The sequence below is a fragment of the Mesorhizobium sp. M5C.F.Ca.IN.020.32.2.1 genome (assembly GCF_004023105.1).
Classification (GTDB): Bacteria; Pseudomonadota; Alphaproteobacteria; order Rhizobiales; family Rhizobiaceae; genus Mesorhizobium; species Mesorhizobium wenxiniae.
Genome location: NZ_RZSX01001440.1, coordinates 1 through 838 on the forward strand (window position 1 = coordinate 1; position 838 = coordinate 838).

The following is an 838-nucleotide window of genomic DNA, read 5'->3' on the forward strand; positions in this document are numbered from 1 at the left end:
GTCATGGATAGGCAAGGCGGCGGCGTTATCCTGACCACGGCTTCGACCGCTGGCATCAGGCCGCGGCCCGGCCTCACCTGGTACAATGCATCGAAGGGCTGGGCGATCACCGCGACCAAATCCATGGCGGTGGAGCTCGCGCCGAAGAACATCCGCGTCAACTGCCTCTGTCCGGTCGCCGGCGAGACCGGCATGCTGGAGAAATTCATGGGCGCCGACACGCCCGAAATCCGTGAGAAATTCCGCGCGTCGATCCCGCTTGGCCGACTTTCGACGCCGCTCGACATAGCCAACGCGGCGCTCTGGCTGGCTTCGGACGAGGCGGCTTTCATCACTGGCGTGGCGCTGGAAGTCGACGGTGGACGTTGCATCTGAGCCGTCCGGCGCTGTCGGGTCAAGTTTGACTCGATCGTTTATCGCACTCGCTGGACGCGGCGGGCGACTGTATTACAGAACCCATCCGGGCCGTGCTGCAACGTCAAGGTTCGCCTGACAGCCCTAATGCATGTCGCGCCAAAGTGCGCAGCGGTTTTGCGATAACGACATGCATAAAAACGAGAACTTAAAGCGCGTCGCCTGAATCCATTCAAACGCGACGCGCTTAGGCGCCGGTCTTGACGAAGCTCTTGTAGATCCAGCCGCGTTTGCCGTTGTAGACGATCTCACACCATTTCTTGCAGCCCATCACCTGAACCGAGGTTTTGGCGGGAATGGTGACGATTGCCGCCGCACTGTTCTTCGGACCGGTGCGCATGGTGACGCCCCTGAGGATGCGTCCGGTATCTGCCGGGCTTGCTTGCTTGGCCTCGACTTTGGCCTGGGTGCCATCGTTCTGTGT

The 838-nt window shown here is 61.1% G+C and carries 2 protein-coding genes; one reads left to right on the forward strand and one right to left on the reverse strand.

The features are described 5' to 3' along the window. On the forward strand, positions 1-375 hold a 375-nt coding region (locus EOA86_RS36615), incomplete at its 5' end, for an SDR family oxidoreductase (RefSeq protein ID WP_128345830.1). 226 nt (positions 376-601) lie between these two features. Here the strand turns inward: EOA86_RS36615 and EOA86_RS36620 are convergent. Further along, on the reverse strand, positions 602-838 hold a 237-nt coding region (locus tag EOA86_RS36620), incomplete at its 5' end, for an SH3 domain-containing protein (protein ID WP_164892408.1).